Source organism: Streptomyces tardus, from assembly GCF_018101125.2.
Classification (GTDB): domain Bacteria; phylum Actinomycetota; class Actinomycetes; order Streptomycetales; family Streptomycetaceae; genus Streptomyces; species Streptomyces tardus.
The window spans coordinates 2,920,456-2,935,232 of sequence record NZ_JAELVF020000001.1 but is presented as its reverse complement, the minus strand read 5'-3'; the positions used below and the strand labels follow the sequence as shown (position 1 = coordinate 2,935,232).

At 72.4% G+C, this 14,777-nt stretch carries 11 protein-coding genes; 6 read left to right on the top strand and 5 right to left on the bottom strand.

The window, feature by feature from the left end; all coding sequences use genetic code 11:
• The first annotated feature begins 181 nt into the window (after positions 1-181).
• Positions 182-1,699 carry a CehA/McbA family metallohydrolase gene (locus JGS22_RS12575; protein ID WP_211042431.1) on the top strand — a complete coding sequence of 506 codons (1,518 nt, stop codon included), beginning with the start codon at positions 182-184 and terminating at the stop codon, positions 1,697-1,699.
• A gap of 131 nt (positions 1,700-1,830) precedes the next feature.
• Here the strand turns inward: JGS22_RS12575 and JGS22_RS12570 are convergent, their stop codons facing one another.
• Positions 1,831-3,144, bottom strand: coding sequence for an MFS transporter (locus JGS22_RS12570; RefSeq protein WP_211042430.1), 1,314 nt, complete (start codon positions 3,142-3,144; stop codon positions 1,831-1,833).
• Between the two features lie 265 nt (positions 3,145-3,409).
• Between JGS22_RS12570 and JGS22_RS12565 the strand changes: the two genes are divergently transcribed.
• The 4 genes from JGS22_RS12565 (at position 3,410) to JGS22_RS12550 (ending at position 8,221) form a co-directional block, all read left to right on the top strand.
• Positions 3,410-3,643 carry a DUF397 domain-containing protein gene (locus JGS22_RS12565; RefSeq protein WP_211042429.1) on the top strand — a complete coding sequence of 78 codons (234 nt, stop codon included), beginning with the start codon at positions 3,410-3,412 and terminating at the stop codon, positions 3,641-3,643.
• Between the two features lie 528 nt (positions 3,644-4,171).
• Positions 4,172-7,129, top strand: a complete 2,958-nt coding sequence (gene afsR / locus JGS22_RS12560) for an SARP-family global regulator AfsR (RefSeq protein WP_211042428.1) — start codon at positions 4,172-4,174, stop codon at positions 7,127-7,129.
• Positions 7,130-7,605: 476 nt separating this feature from the next.
• Positions 7,606-7,755 (top strand): hypothetical protein, encoded by a 150-nt coding sequence (locus JGS22_RS12555; protein ID WP_211042427.1) that lies wholly within the window; start codon positions 7,606-7,608, stop codon positions 7,753-7,755.
• Positions 7,756-7,987: 232 nt separating this feature from the next.
• On the top strand, positions 7,988-8,221 hold the full coding sequence (locus JGS22_RS12550; protein WP_211042426.1) for a hypothetical protein: 234 nt from the start codon (positions 7,988-7,990) through the stop codon (positions 8,219-8,221).
• Between the two features lie 165 nt (positions 8,222-8,386).
• Here JGS22_RS12550 and JGS22_RS12545 read toward each other — a convergent pair whose 3' ends face one another.
• The 4 genes from JGS22_RS12545 to JGS22_RS12530 form a co-directional block, all read right to left on the bottom strand.
• On the bottom strand, positions 8,387-8,812 hold the full coding sequence (locus JGS22_RS12545; protein ID WP_211042425.1) for a pyridoxamine 5'-phosphate oxidase family protein: 426 nt from the start codon (positions 8,810-8,812) through the stop codon (positions 8,387-8,389).
• Positions 8,813-9,105: 293 nt separating this feature from the next.
• Complete coding sequence (locus tag JGS22_RS12540; RefSeq protein ID WP_211042424.1) at positions 9,106-9,576, bottom strand: hypothetical protein; 471 nt, start codon at positions 9,574-9,576, stop codon at positions 9,106-9,108.
• A gap of 431 nt (positions 9,577-10,007) precedes the next feature.
• On the bottom strand, positions 10,008-12,452 hold the full coding sequence (gene afsK, locus JGS22_RS12535) for a protein serine/threonine kinase AfsK (RefSeq protein WP_216814964.1): 2,445 nt from the start codon (positions 12,450-12,452) through the stop codon (positions 10,008-10,010).
• Positions 12,453-12,823: 371 nt separating this feature from the next.
• The gene (locus tag JGS22_RS12530; RefSeq protein ID WP_211042743.1) at positions 12,824-13,621 is read right to left on the bottom strand and encodes a VOC family protein; all 798 of its coding nucleotides are present in this window, start codon (positions 13,619-13,621) and stop codon (positions 12,824-12,826) included.
• Between the two features lie 440 nt (positions 13,622-14,061).
• On the opposite strand from JGS22_RS12530, the gene JGS22_RS12525 reads away from it, so the two are divergent.
• Positions 14,062-14,709: a TetR family transcriptional regulator gene (locus JGS22_RS12525; protein WP_211042741.1), complete on the top strand. Its 648-nt coding sequence runs from the start codon at positions 14,062-14,064 to the stop codon at positions 14,707-14,709.
• Positions 14,710-14,777 lie beyond the last annotated feature (68 nt).

Sequence of the window (14,777 nt, the reverse complement as noted above, 5' to 3'; positions counted from 1 at the left end):
GTCTCGCACCGATCCAACCCCCACCGGCCCGCACCGACACCGGACGCTCCTGCCGCGCACCGCACCGACGCGCCTCCGGCCGTCGTTCCTTCGGCCGATGTTCACGCGCGCGGGGTTACCTCTGCGGGCCGCCGCCCGTACAACGGTCTCTCAGGTCCTCGACCCCAGGGAGCCGGCAGCGATGCACAGACGCGACATGCTCAAGTCCACGGCGGGCATGGCGGGCGCGGTCACGCTCGCCCCGATGGACTTCGCCCGCGCCGCGGACGGCGGCGCACAGGGCGACTCACCCGCGGCGCCGCTCTCCCGCACCATCAAGGGTGAACTGCCCACCGGAGCACCGGATTTCGTATACGTCCCGGTCGAAGTGCCGCGCGGAGTACGGGAGATCGCCGTCTCCTACGGCTACGACAGGCCGGAGGTACCCGAGGGCACCCCGGGCAACGCACTGGACATCGGCGTCTTCGACCCGCGCGGTACGGACCCGCGCGGCGGGGCTCCCCGAACGGACGGGTTCCGCGGCTGGTCGGGCGGCTTCCGCACCGAGTTCACGATCAGCGCGGAGCGGGCGACGCCGGGCTATCTGCCGGGTCCGGTCGGCCCCGGCACCTGGCACATCGTGCTCGGCCCGTACACGGTCGCGCCGCAGGGCATGCGGTACGAGCTGACCGTCACCCTGACGCCCGGCAGGCCGGGACGTACGCCGATACCGGTCCACCCCTCCGAGCGGGCCCGGGGCCGCGGGCGCGCCTGGTACCGCGGCGACTGCCATCTGCACACCGTTCACTCGGACGGGCGGCGCACCCCGGCGGAGGTGGCAACTGCCGCACGCAGGGCGGGACTTGACTTCATCGTGAGCACCGAGCACAACACCACCTCGGGGCACGCCGCCTGGGAGGGGCTGTTCGGCGACGATCTGCTGGTGCTCTGCGGCGAGGAGGTCACCACCCGCAACGGTCACTACCTGGCCCTCGGCACCGACCCCGGCACCTTCGTCGACTGGCGCTACCGGGCGCGGGACGACGCGTACGAGCGCTGGGTGCGCCGCATCCACCGCGCCGGCGGCCTGGTCGTGCCTGCGCACCCCAACTGCCCCTACGTCGGCTGCCAGTGGAAGTTCGGCTACGAGGGCGCCGACGCGATCGAGCTGTGGAACGGTCCGTGGACCCCGGATGACGAGCTCGCGCTTGCCGCCTGGGACAACATGCTGGTGGAACGCGGTCGCGACTGGTTGCCCGCCCTCGGTTGCAGCGACGCGCACAGCGAGGGGCAGGATGTGGGGCTGCCGCAGACGGTGGTGCACGCCGACGACCTCACCCGCAGGGACGTGCTCGCGGGCATCCGGGCGGGCCGCAGCTACCTCGCCGAGTCCTCCCGGATCTCTCTGGAGCTCTCCGCCTCCGACGAGCGCGGCGGCCACGCGACCATCGGCGGACGACTGCGCACCGCGCCGACCGCGGACGTCACCGTACGACTCGCGGTCGACGGGGCGCCCGAGGGCGCGGTCGCCCGACTCCTCACCGACCAGGGCGAGTTGCTGTCCGGTCCGGCGGCGACCGGGCTGGAGTGGCGCACGACCGCCTCACTGGCCTCGTACGTGCGCGCCGAGGTGCGGCACCCGGGCGGCGAGGGCCAACTCCCGGGCGCCATGGCCGCGATGACCAACCCGGTCTGGCTGGACGCCGCCCCGCCGCGATGAGCGCTCGGCGCCGGCCCGCGGACAGCCCTCCCACCAGCACCGGGGCCGGCCGCCGGCCCGGAACCGGCCGCGGCCCCGGAACCGCCGCGGAACCGGGCCCGGCCGGGGGTCGTACGTCGCGTGGGCGGGTCTCACTGCTCACGCGGAAGCCGGTAGCTCCGCAGGGGCCGGTTGACCGCGGCGACAGCGGAGACCACCGCGGCGGCCACCAGGCCGCCGGAGGCCAGGGCGAACGGCGCGGAGGTGAAGGAAGCGACCAACCCGCCCCGGAAATTGCCCAGTTCGGGCCCCGCGGCGCCGATGACGAGTTCGACCGAGGACACCCGTCCGCGGAAGCGGTCCGGTGTCTCCATCTGCACGAGCGCCGCGCGCGTGACCACCGAGACGGTGTCGGCGGCGCCCGCCACCACCAGCGCGCCGAGCACCAGCCAGAGCGGTTCGGCCAGTCCGAAGGCGGCGAGCGCCAGGCTCCACACCAGCGCCGCCGCCAGCTGGAGCCGGCCCGCGCGGCGTACCCGCGTATAGCTGCCCGACAGCAGGCCGGCGCAGATCCCGCCGACCGCGACCGAGGAGAGGAAGAGCCCGAGAGTGCGCGGATCGCCGTCGAACCGGGCCTCGTTGACCAGCGGGAACAGCGAGATCGGCATGGCCAGCAGCGTCGCGGCCAGGTCGGTGGCGAACGAGCCCCAGAGAGTGGGCCGTTGGGCGATGATCCGCCAGCCGCCCCGAGGCGGTCGCCAGCTCTTCCGCGCGGGACCGCCGGGCGCAGACTCACGGTGGTCCGGCTCCGGTTCACTCTCCCCCGGCCCCGGTTCGGCGCTCCCAGTGTCCGCCGCCGGCAGCCGGGGCATCGGCGGGAGCCGGAGCACCGCGAGCAGCGAGACCGCCACCGCGACCGCCTGCACGAGGTACGCGGCGGCCATCCCCGACCGCGCAATCAGAAACCCGGCCGCCGCGGGCCCGAGCAGCATCGACGCCTGGGAGGCGAAGTTCTGCAGCGCGAGCCCGGCGGCCAGCTCGTTGCCCGGGAGGAGTCGTACCGGGAGAGTCCTGCGGGCGGCGGAACCCAGTCCGATACACGCCGCCGAGAAGGAGACCAGACCGAGCAGCACCAGTACCCGCCCGTTGCCGGCCAGCGCCTGCGCGGTGAACCCGATCGCGGCCAGCAGCTGCGCGGAGGTCGCCAGCGCGACCAGCGCCCGGCGGTCCATCGCGTCCGCGAGCGCACCCCCGAGCAGACCGAAGGCCGTCATCGGCAGCGCACTGGCGACGCCGATCAGCCCCGTCCACAGCGGACTTCCGGTGAGATTCCAGACCTGGAGCAGTACCGCCACGTTGGCGAGGTGGCCGCCGAACAGGCCCAGCGAGGTCCCGATCCACAGCTCCCGGAACCGCTTGCTGGAACGCAGCGGCCGTACGTCCGTGAACAGCGCCGTTCGGCTCACCGCCCGGCCCTCGGCACGCTCACCCGGCGGCCGGTGGAGCTCTGCCGGGAGGAAAGGTGTCGTGCGCAGCTGCTACGGGTCACGGTCGGGAACAGTACTCGCGCGGGCTCGAAGGCCGTACTCATTTTCCGCTCCCCCGCTACAGCCGGGGCCGCCGCGACGATAGGCTCGACGGGCGGACGGTTTGCAGCAGTTGACGGGGGTCATCAGCTGGGCGGGGTGCACGGCAGCACCTCGGCGGGCTTGCACGAGAGGACTTGGCGCCATGGGTACCCAGCAGGAGAAGGACGAGCTGTACGCCCTCGACATTTCCGGTGTGGAGTGGCAGCACGCTCCGGGAGCACCCGAGGAGGAGCGCGTGGAGATCGCCCAACTCCCCGGCGGGGGCATGGCGATGAGGAACTCGGCCGATCCCGGCACGGTGCTTCGCTACACCGCCGCCGAGTGGGAGGCCTTCGTACTGGGCGCCAGGGACGGCGAGTTCGACCTGGAGCGCTGAACCCCGCCGCTCCGTGCCCCGGCAGCCGCCCGCGCCGCCGGACGCACCGCCGGACGCGCTGCCGACGAGCCCGGTACGGCCGCGTCGACGCACCGGCCGACCGCACCGCCACAATTCGCACCGCCACCACCCGCCACATCCGCCACATCCGCCACGACAGCCACGCCCGGATCGTTCCGAACCGTCGGTGTCCGGCCCACAGGGCGCACCAGCCGAGCAGGCCCGCCCCGTGGTGCGGAACCGCGTCGGGAACGGCTCGCCCCTCTTCGCCACGACCGGTCCGTCCGCCCGGCGACGGGGCAACCGCTCGCACCCGCACACGGTCGCCGGGGCCCCACAGCGTTCAGCACAGACGCAATTGACTTAACGTCAGACTCTTTCAGCAGAGTGTCACCAACGCCCGTACCACTCCGTCCCCTTGGCTGAAGCCGACGCTTTCGGAGGCCGACGGGCGGCTGCCACAACGGGAGTTGAGAAGGCACACTGATGGGTCGGGCACCGAGATTCAGGTGAGAGTAGGGAGCACTCATGGTCGCCGACCCTGGTACGGGGCTGCGCTTCGCGGTGCTTGGGCCCGTCAGGGCCTGGCGGGACGGCACACAGCTCAGCACCGGTTCACCACAGCAACGTGCCCTGCTCGCGGCGATCCTGCTGCGCGGCGGGCACACGGCCACCGCGCCCGAGCTGGTCGACGCGATCTGGGGCGAGGAGCCGCCGCAACAGGCACTCGCCGCGCTGCGGACGTACGCATCCCGGCTGCGCAAGGTGCTGGGGAGCCGGACGCTGCTCAGCGAGTCCGGCGGTTACGCCATCCAGACCTCGGCTCCCGGTGTCTCGCTGGATCTCGACCGTGCCTCCCGACTCGCCTCGCTCGCCGAGAAGTTCACGGCGGAGGGCGACCTCGGAAAGGCCAGGGAGCACTACGGCGAGGCGCTCGCACTGTGGGACGGCGAGCCGCTGTCCCATCTGCCGGGCCCGTACGCGGAGACCCAGCGGGTGCGGCTCGCGGAGTGGCGCCTCTCGCTGCTCGAGCACCGCTTCGACCTGGACCTCCAGGTCGGCTGCCACGCCGAGGCGGTCTCCGAGCTCACCGCGGTCGGCGCTGCCCATCCACTGCGGGAGCGGCTGCGCGAACTGCTGATGCTCGCGCTCTACCGCAGCGGCCGTCAGGCGGAGGCGCTCGCGGTCTACGACGACACCCGCGCGCTGCTGGCCGAGGAACTGGGCATCGACCCGTGCGCCGAGCTGTCCGAGCTGCACCAGCGCATCCTGCGCGCGGACGAGGGCCTCGCCCTCGCACCCTCGGGCGTCCGAGGCGCCGTCGGCGACAGGGTCACGCCTCACCAACTCCCCGCCAGCGTGAAGGACTTCACCGGACGCTCGTCCTTCGTCAAGGAGCTGCGCGAGGAGTTGGCGAACTCCGACGGCGCGGTGATGGCCGTCTCCGCGGTCGCCGGAATCGGCGGCGTCGGCAAGACGACTCTCGCCATCCACGTCGCCCACGCGGCCAAGGACCGTTTCCCCGACGGCCAGTTGTACGCCGACCTCCAGGGCGCGAGCGCCGGCCCGGCCGAGCCGAGGGCCGTACTCGCCTCCTTCCTGCGGGCGTTCGGCATCGCGGACAGTGCGATCCCCGAGAGTCTCGAGGAGCGCGCGGCGCTCTACCGGAGCCTGCTCTCCGGCCGCCGGGTTCTCACCGTGCTGGACGACGCCCGGGACGCCGCGCAGATCCGCCAGCTGCTGCCGGGCACCGAGGGCTGCGCCGCGCTGATCACCAGCCGCACCCGGATGATCGACCTGGCCGGCGCCTACCTGGTCGACCTCGACGTGATGAGCCCCGACGAGGCGATGCGGCTCTTCACCAAGATCGTGGGCGAGGAACGGGTGCGCGCCGAGCGGGAGTCCGCGATGGATGTCGTGGCCGCCTGCGGCTTCCTCCCGCTCGCCATCCGCATCGCCGCCGCCCGGCTCGCCGCCCGCCGGACCTGGACCGTTTCGGTGCTGGCCAGCAAGCTCGCCGACGAACGGCGCAGGCTGGACGTGCTCCAGGCCGGCGACCAGGCCGTCCGCGCCACCTTCGAGCTGGGCTACGGCCAGCTCGACACCGAACAGGCCCGTGCCTTCCGGCTGTTGGGCCAGGCCGACGGGTCGGACATCTCGCTGCACGCGGCAGCCGCGGCGCTCGACCGCGATCCGGAGGAGGCCGAGGAGGTGCTGGAGTCGCTGGTCGACACCAGCCTCCTGGAGTCGGCCGCACCCGGCCGCTACCGCTTCCACGACCTGCTCCGCCTCTACGCGCGCGACCGCGCCCGCCGCACGGAGCAGGACGCGTCGCTCCCGCCCGACGCCGGCGCGGACGAGACCCCGACGGTCTCCGAGGGCGACCTGGCCCGCGCCCGTCTGCTGGACTTCTACCTCGCCACCGGCAAACGAGCCTTCGCGCTCGACCGGCCCGCCGAGCGCGCCGCACAGCACCTGCTGGAGGCGAACCATCCGGGGCTGGACTTCGAGCACCGCGAGGAAGCCCTCGACTGGCTGTTCACCGAGGCGAGCTGCCTGCTGGCGTGCGTCCGGCAGAGCGCGTCCTCCCCCGCCTCGCTGCGCGCCGCCGTCGACCTGCTCTTCGCCACGATCGACCTCTCCGACTCGGGCGTGCACTCGCAGAGCTACGAACAGGCCGCCACCGCCGTACGGGACGCCGCCGACGCCGCCGGGGACGCGCTGGTGGGCGCACGGGCCCGGGTCACGCTGACCCACACCCACGCGGACTCCGGCCGGTTCGAGCAGGCCGACCAGGAGGCCACGCACGCGATGCTGCTGGCCCTGTCGGCGGAGGACCCGCTCTCCACCTCCTACCTGCCGAACGAGCGCGGCATCATCGCGACCTACCTCGGCGACCACGAGCGCGCCGAGCCGTTCATCCTGCAGGCCATCGAGGCGTTCCGGGAAGACCGGAACACCTCCAGCGAGGCGAGCGCGATCTGCAACCTCTCGCGCATCCACATGGCACTGGGCCGGCACGAGAGCGCGATCAGGCTGGCAAGGGAAGGCGTCTCCTTCTACCAGCGGATCGGCCTCACTCTCCGGCTGGCGAACGCCCGTTACACACTCGGTTGCGCACTGACCAGGGCCGGGCGGCCCGAGGAAGCGCTCGTGGAGCTCCAGCGGGCGCTGGAGGTCTTCCAGGACAGCCGCCAGGACCGCTGGGTGGGTGTGACGCACTTCCGCTTCGCCGAGGCGCATCTCGAACTCGGGGACGCGGGCACCGCGGCCACCCACGCCGAACGTGCCATCACCCTGCGCGCCATCGGCGGCGAATGGCGCCGCGGCACGGTCCTCATCGTCCTCGGCAAGGCGCTGGCCGAACTCGGCCAGCACGGCAGGGCGCAGGCCTGCTGGCTCGACGCCCAGCAGGTCCTGGAGGCGCGCAACTCTCCGGAGCGGCACCAGGTGCAGGAGCTGCTGGCGGCCACCGCACACCGCTGACCCGCCCCGGCCGCCGTACGTCCGTCCCGCCCCCGACCGCGGGCGGGCGAGCCGCCCACGGCCGGAAGGGCACCCGTCCGGCCCGAGGCGCCGCGGCCGGCCCGACGGTCGGCACCGATGACCGGAGCCGCCGCCCCGGCTGCCGGAGCGCCGGACCGAGCGGTGTCGATACGCCCCCAACTCCCGTTCCCCCAACGGAGAACGGGTGCGTACACGTCTCAGGGCTGTCCTGGTCTCGTATCGAACCCTGCTCCGCTATGGCGCCGCCCCGGCGGGCGATGGCACGTTCATCAAACGTTTATTGGCGATTGCCATGCTGTGGCACGTCGGTTCGTCGCATCGGGGGGGGGGAGCGGCGAGTCACGGGGGAGGCGCACCTCAGACGGTGAGCCGCCAGCAAGGCCAGTCCAGCGTTCGGGGGAGTCACGGGGAGACGCGCCGGGGCTCATCGTGCACCACACATGAGGAGTGAAGTCATGAGCAGGGACACCAGGAAGAACCAGAAGAACAAGGCCCAGCCCAAGACCGACGACGCGGTCGAGGAGAACAAGACCAACACCTCCACCGGCCACGGCGACGTCTCCGTCGCCGGCGACCACCAGGGTTCGAGCGAGCCCGCGAGGTGATGAGGCGTCCGCTCGGGTGGCAGGCCCACCGGAGCGGACGGAACGGCCAGGGCCGGTGATGGTGGCGCGGAGGGGGCGCCACCATCACCGGCCCCATCCGCGCGCCCGTCCACTTCCGCACATCACGCCGCCAAGTCGTCGCGATCCGGCCATCGTTGGCGGAACCCGGCGGCCGGAGCCGGCTTCCGGGTAGTAACCACTGACCCTTACTACTCGTCCAAGGAGAAGATCCGTGCCACGAAACCGACGCGCTCTCGCCGTCTGCACCCTCGCCGTGGGCAGCCTCGCTCTGACCGCCGCCCCCGCTCTGACCGAGCACCGCACCGAGACCGTCGACGCCGCCGACTACCAGGGCAGCACAACGGGCACGGCCGACCTCCGGGGCAGCGACTCCGACGACTACCAGGGCAGCTCCGGCGACTACCGGGGCAGCCTGGTCGTCGTGCAGGACTACCAGGGCAGCTGACACCCCCCGCACGGACTTCGTACGCGCCGCCGGGGACCGGGCCGGCGCTCGGCCCCCGGCAGCGCTCGCCCGCCGTGCGGCCGGCTCGCCGGCGCGCCGCAACCCGCCCGCGCAGCAGGCGCGTTCAGCCGGCGGACGCCGCGCCGCGACAGCAGCGCGGTCCGGTCAGAAGGACCCCATGTCGGAGGAGAGCCAGCGCTGCGGCCTCATGGAGATGTACTGGAGCTCGCCGAACATCTTCTCGGTCATGGCCAGATACTGCTCCGCCGCCTCTCCCGGCAGGAAGCGCCGCACCATCCGCCGGTGCTCCTCGTCCGTGGCGGGACGCTGCTCGACCACCGGGCCCTCCACCGACACATAGCGCACCGTCGGCGCCGTACGCTCGGCGAGCATGGTGAACCGACCCGCGTCCGCGATGAGTCGGGCCTTTCTGGAGTCCGTCTCGGTGACCACCCATACCTCACCGCCGGGGTCGTACGCGTACCAGATGGGCACCACCAGAGGCGCCCGCTCCGCCCCGGCCGCCACACCGAGCGATCCGACCTGCGCCTCGGCCAGAAACTCCTCGCGCTCTGCACGGGACAACGCCATTGCTCTCACTCCTCAGCTCCGGGACCAACACTGGTTCCAGCGTAGGAACCACCACTGACATTCCCGGGAACCCGCACCCGTGCCCCGCCGCACACCCACCGCGCCACGCCACGCCCCGCCGCACACCCACCGCGCCACGCCGCACCACCCGTCACACCCGCCGCGCCACGCCGCACCACCCGTCACACCCGCACCCGAAGTCGCCGGTGCGCGGGGCAGAACGGGGTCGGCGCCCGCACGCGGTCTGGGCGCGGGCGCCGACTCGGCTGCACGGAAAGGGAGTTGACTTCGGCTCAGCGCACCGGGTCCAGGCGGCACTCGGTGACCTGGTCCAGCATCGTGGTGTCGCGGGCCGGCACCTTCACGGACTTGGTCTCGCTGCCCTCCAGGCTGACCTGCTGCTGGCCGCTGGTGACCACGTCGCCGGTGGCGTTCAGGAAGGTGACCTTCAGCGTGTAGCTCCTGGAGAAGCCCGAGGGCGCGGTGATCCGGACGGTCGCGGCGTTGCCCGACTGTCCGATGCACTCCGTGATGTTCGTGGTGGGGCGGGACCTGGAGCCGCCACCCGTCCCTCCACCGACCGACGTGCTGCTGCTGCCTCCGTCGGTACCGCTGCTGCTGTTGCTGCTGCCACCGTCCTTGCCGCAGCCACCTCCGTCGCCGCCGTCGCCACCGCCGCCACTTCGCTTGGCCGGTGTGAAACCACTCAGCACGAGTACGACCAGCCCGACGACCGCGGCCAGCTTGAGCTGACTACGCCTCATGGAAATCCTCCGCGAAAAATTGACACGTCCACAGCAAAATCGGCTGCTTGCGGAGCTGGAGACGCGGACACCGCTCGGGCCGGTTCCGGCTGGACGCGGCGACTTGGACCGATGTTCCGGCCACCGTGAAGCAACCGCAAAGAGCTGCATCTCCGCAGGTCAATACATAGCAAAGGGACCCCCAAGTCGCCCTTGCCCGGGGGGATTTGGCAGCACACGGCAGGCAGCCACAACGGAGCACGGGAACAGCGCCCTGCGCTCGAACCTCCACGCCCTGCCCCTGCCCCACCGTCAGCACCACACCCGCCACCACATCGCGGCCCGCGACCCGACCCCGCACCCACCGTCCCGCACGCCCCGGGCCGCACAGAGACGGTGGGGCGACCGGACGACCGGTGGCCCGGCCGGGGCCGGCCCCGGCCGTCGCACCGTCAGCTCTGGCCGGTGCCCTTGGCGGCGTCCAGCGCGTACACGCAGCGGTCCCTGCTGCAGGCGTACAGCACTCCCCCGGCCACCAGCGGGGTGCCGGTGATCTCGCCGCCGGTCTCCAGCTTCCAGCGCAGGGTGCCGGCCACCGCGTCGAGCGTGTAGAGGCAGTTGTCGCCCGACCCGAAGTGCACCCTTCCCTGGGTCGCCACCGGGCGGCCGACGATCTCGCTGCCCGCGCTGAAGCGGTAGCGGGCCGAACCGGGTACGGCGTCGATGGTGTAGAGCGCGTTCCCGCTGGCGACGTGCACCAGACCGTCCGCGACCACCACCGGCTCCGTGGAGGAACGCGCCTCGGTGGGCACCCGCCAGCGGTCGTGACCGTTGACGGGATCGAGGGCGTACACCGTGCCGAGGTAGTCCACGACGTAGACGCCGCCGCCGGCCACCGCGGCGCCGGGCGCCAGCTCGGGCGGGCTCAGGAACGCCGCGGGCGCGTCGAATCTCCACCGCTCGGCGCCCGAGGCCCCGTCCAGGCAGAGCACCCGGGAGCCGGCACAGACGTAGACGGTGCCGTCCTCGGCCGGCACCAGCCGGACCGGGGCGCCGCCGGTGGCCGCGCTGTCGCCGACCGGGTAGCGCCAGCGCTCGGCGCCCGTACGGGCCTCCAGCGCGTACAGCTGGCCGTCGGCGCAGACGTAGGCCACGCCGCCGCGCACCAGCGGGCCGGCGTCGGGCGTCTCGAAGTCCGTCTGGGCACCCGCGATCGTCCACAGCAGCTCGCCGGTCGCCGACTCCCACGCCTGGACGCCGCCGCCCCGCGTACCGGTCAGGACGGTGCCCATGTCGACGTGGAGGGAGTACACCCAGCCGTCGACGGCGACCTTCCAGCGCTCGGTGCCGTCCTTGGCGTTGAGCGCGAAGAGGCTCGGCCCGTCCGAGGCGTGCACCCGGCCGCCCGAGACCGCCATGGACCAGGCGACCTCGTTGGTCTTGAACCGCCGCTTGCCGGTGGCGACGTCCAGCGCGTGCACCTCGAAGGAGGTGACGTACAACAGGTCCTCCACCACGACCGGCGTGCCCCAGAGGTCGTTGGACATCCGGAACCGCCACGGCCGCCAGCGCGCGGGCGCCCCGCCCACCGGCTCGCCCGGCACCGGGGCCGGCTGGGCGGTGGGCGCGCCGACGGGCTGCTGCGGCGCGGCCTGCACCTGAGGTGGCTGGACCGGCCCGCTCGTCGAACCCGCCAGGGCGCCCGACTCCGGAGGTCTGAGCCAACTCGACGCGACGGGCTGCACCGGACGGCTCTCCGCCCGGCGCGGGCCCGGCCCGATCGGCACCGGGGCGCCGGGCAGCTGCACCCGGTCGTCCCCCGGTGGCAGCAGCGGTACGGCGGCGGCCGGTCCACCGGCGTACGGCGCGGGTCCTCCCGAGCCGATCGGAGCGTCAACAGGCGGTGCCTGCGGGGGTCTTGGCGGGGTGCGCGGCGCCTGCGGCGGGCTCTGCTGCTCGGGCTCGGCCGGCCGCTGCACGGGGCCGCGCGGTATACGGCCGCGACCGCCCCGCTTGCGCTCGATCAGCTCCACCGCTCCGGCGGGCAGCCACGCCGACGCGGTGCCGCTGTCGTCGCCACCGGAGGAGAAGAGGTGCGGGGCGAGCTGCGACTGGAGATCGGCCGGGCTCGGCCGCATCTCCACCTCGGGCGCCATGCAGCTCTCGATGAGAGGCAGCAGCTCGTCGGGCAGCCCGTCCAGGTCGGGCCGCTCCCTCAGCAGCATGAAGACCGTCTCGACCGGGTTGGCACCGTGGTACGGGGCGTGGCCGGTGGCGGCGAAGACCAGCGTCGAGCCGAGCGAGAACACATCGCTGGCGCCGGTCACGCTGCGGGAGTCGCGCGCCTGCTCCGGCGACATGTACGCGGGTGTGCCGACGGCGACGTTGGTCATGGTGAGCCGGGTGTTGGAGACCCCGGAGGCGATGCCGAAGTCGATGACCCGCGGGCCGTCCTCGACCACCAGCACGTTGGACGGCTTGAGGTCGCGGTGCACCAGCCCGGCGCCGTGGATGGAGTGCAGCGCCTCGGCGATGCCGGCGGCCAGCCATCGCACGGCCTGGACCGGCATCGGCCCGCACTCGTGGACGATCTCCTCCAGAGAGGGGGCGGGCACATACGCCGTCGCCAGCCACGGAACCGCGGCCCTGGGGTCGGCGTCCACCACGGCGGCGGTGTAGAAGCCGCTGACCGCGCGCGCCGCCTCGACCTCCCTGGTGAAGCGCACCCGGAAGAGCTGGTCCTCGGCGAGCTCGGTCCTGACGGTCTTGATCGCGACCCGGCGGCCCGAGGCGGACCTGGCGAGGTAGACCAGACCCATACCGCCGGCACCCAGGCGTCCGAGCACCTCAAAGGGCCCGATACGCCGCGGGTCGTGCTGCGTCAGCTGGTCCACCACTGTCCTTCCACCTCCCCGAAGGGGCGTCTCGCGGGCGCCGCCTCGGGCGCTGTTGTCCGTGCTCCGGCGGCCGGGGGCGGTGCGACCCGTCCCGGCTGAGGTGATTCTTCCTGTCGGCACTGACAACCGCGAACCGGGGTGTGGTTAGTCCCCCGGCTCCATGATCCATCCGATCGGCGCCGAGCCGCGACCGCGGTGGTCGCGGCAGCGGGCGCAGCCGGTCTCGCTGACAGCGATGGCACTGTGTCTCCCCCGTCTACCTCTCGTCCGCTCCGGCCGATACCGGTGGGACGACTTTCCGCGGCCCGGGCCGGTCCCCTCCTCGGTCCCGGACCGGGCTCCCCCCATGCTGCGGCACCAACGCCCCGGCGTCAGCTCTCCCGGCCGCTCGGGGCCGGATCCAGTACGGCGAACGTCGCTCCCTGGTCATCGGCGATCACAGCAAAGCGCCCGTACTGGCTGTTTTCCACCGGGAAGACCGCGCGTCCACCCAACTCCTGTGCCAGCAGCACGGTTTGCTCGCAGTCCTCGACCATGAAATAGGTCAGGAAGTGCGGCGGCATCTCCTCGGCGAAAGCGTCCGTGATCATGCAGCGACCTCCGACGGCGTTCGACTCGTCGGGTGCCTCGCCCTCGGGTGCCCAGAGCAGGAAGTCGAAGCCCTCCTCGCTGATGTCGGCGGTCCCGTAGCCGAACACCTCCCGGTAGAAGGCGTCGACGCGGTGCTTCTCCCGCACGTACACCTCTGTCCAGACGTACGCCCCGGTACGGCTGCGCACCTCGAAGCCGCCGAAGCTCCGCGGCTGCCAGAAGCCGAACACGGCGCCGCCGGGGTCGGCGGCGATGCCGAGGATCCCGGCGGGCGCGGTGCCGACCTCCAGCGGCTCGGTGATCACCACCCCGCCGGCCGCCCGAATGCGCTCGGCCGTCTCCACCGCGTCGGGGGCGGCCAGGTACTGGGTCCACGAGGTCGGCATCCGACCGTCGGTCTTCTGGCCGAGCGCCGCCGCGCAGGCGCCGTCGAGCAGCGCCGGGGCGTAGCTGTCGGCCCCCTCGGCGTCCTCGTCGAAGGTCCAGCCGAAGAGGGCGCCGTAGAAGCGCTTGCCGGCAGCCAGATCAGGCAGCATCACATCGGCCCAACAGGGAACGCCCACGGCGGTCTCGGCCATCACCGGCCTCTTTCCTTTGCTCGTCGTTCGCACGTCGTCCGCGCTGTACTCGTTCGCACGTCGTCGGCGCTGTACCCGTCGGCGCTGCACGCGTCCGCGCCGCACACGCCTTCTCGCCGCTGCGGCCCGTCGCCCCTCCGGCACCTGCCCGGCCTCGCTCCCGCACCTGCACGCCCATGCGCGAGCGGACTGCGCGGATCATCACCGTTGGTGACAGTTTCGCAGTGTTCGCCCGAGTCGCCATTCCGGGCAGCAACGGGCCGTCCGCGAGCGGATACGGAGATTCCGTCGGGCCGCCGCGCCGTCGCAGCGAGAGGACCACGACCGCAAAAGGAATGGTTTGCGCCAAGCCTGCGACCGCCGAGCACCCCCATATCCTGCGGAAACCCATTTGCCCGCGGCCGAATCGCGCCAACTACCGCCATCGGTAAGCTGACGGCATGACAGGACAGGTACGCACGGTTGACGGCCGAGTAGCCGGACGGCGTGGTCAGGCCACACGTCAAAAGCTCCTCGACTGCCTCAGCGAGATGCTCAGCTCGTCCCCCTACCGAGACGTCAAGGTCATCGACGTCGCACGGAAGGCCGGGACTTCGCCCGCGACGTTCTACCAGTACTTCCCCGACGTGGAGGGTGCGGTACTGGAGATCGCCGAGACCACCGCAAAGGAAGCCACCTCACTCACCGGGCTTGCCGCCGGCCGCAGTTGGGCCGGAAAGGCTGCCAGGGAGTCGGCAGAGGAACTGGTCGACGGATTCCTCGCCTTCTGGCGCAGACACAACGCGATCCTGCGAGTGATCGACCTCGGCGCGGCCGAGGGCGACAAGCGCTTCTACAAGATCCGGATGAAGCTGCTGACCCCGGTCACCGGCTCGCTGCGCGAGGCGATCGAGGAACTCCAGGAGAAAGGGCGGGTGGACGACAGCGTGAACGCCGGGGCGATCGCCGGCTCACTGGTCACGATGCTCGCCTCGGTCGCCGGCCACCAGAAGGGCTTCCAGACCTGGGGCGTCAAGCAGGCCGAGTTGAAGCCGAATCTGGCGCTGCTCGTCCATCTCGGCGTCACCGGGCGCAAGCCCACGAAGTAACGACCGGCGCCGGCACCGGAGTTGGGCGGATCGTTTCGCCAGGGTGGTGCCACGGGCCGGCCCTGTCC

Coding starts and splice junctions, on each gene's coding strand:
- JGS22_RS12575 (WP_211042431.1), top strand. CDS start 182: ATGCACAGACGCGACATGCTCAAGTCCACGGCGGGCATGGCGGGCGCG.
- JGS22_RS12565 (WP_211042429.1), top strand. CDS start 3,410: ATGGGTACCCAGCAGGAGAAGGACGAGCTGTACGCCCTCGACATTTCC.
- afsR (WP_211042428.1), top strand. CDS start 4,172: ATGGTCGCCGACCCTGGTACGGGGCTGCGCTTCGCGGTGCTTGGGCCC.
- JGS22_RS12555 (WP_211042427.1), top strand. CDS start 7,606: ATGAGCAGGGACACCAGGAAGAACCAGAAGAACAAGGCCCAGCCCAAG.
- JGS22_RS12545 (WP_211042425.1), bottom strand. CDS start 8,812: ATGGCGTTGTCCCGTGCAGAGCGCGAGGAGTTTCTGGCCGAGGCGCAG.
- JGS22_RS12540 (WP_211042424.1), bottom strand. CDS start 9,576: ATGAGGCGTAGTCAGCTCAAGCTGGCCGCGGTCGTCGGGCTGGTCGTA.
- JGS22_RS12530 (WP_211042743.1), bottom strand. CDS start 13,621: ATGGCCGAGACCGCCGTGGGCGTTCCCTGTTGGGCCGATGTGATGCTG.
- JGS22_RS12525 (WP_211042741.1), top strand. CDS start 14,062: ATGACAGGACAGGTACGCACGGTTGACGGCCGAGTAGCCGGACGGCGT.